The organism is Pseudomonas sp. Kh14, assembly GCF_900291005.1.
GTDB classification, from domain to species: Bacteria; Pseudomonadota; Gammaproteobacteria; order Pseudomonadales; family Pseudomonadaceae; genus Aquipseudomonas; species Aquipseudomonas alloputida.
Map to the genome: position 1 here is coordinate 1 of NZ_OLKJ01000295.1, position 239 is coordinate 239.

Genomic DNA, 239 nt, shown 5'->3' on the forward strand with positions numbered 1-239 from the left:
GCCCCAACCCGAGGCCGAACAAGCGGCTCCAGGAGCGCTGGCGCTCCATCAGCACCACGGTCAGGATCGGTTGTACCCCCATCACCGTGGCCATGATGCCGGGGGTGACATCGGTATCGAGCGCCAGCAGGTAGAAGATCTGGTAAGCGCCGAGCAGCACACAGCCAGTGCCTAGGGCCCGCAGGATGGCCCCGCGACTGCGCGGCCAGCGCAACCCCAGCAACGGGCCGATCAACAGC

1 pseudogene is annotated in these 239 nt (G+C 67.4%); it reads right to left on the reverse strand.

From position 1 onward, the window contains the following. Positions 1-239, reverse strand: a pseudogene (locus FQ668_RS28180) (EamA family transporter); the annotation flags it as partial.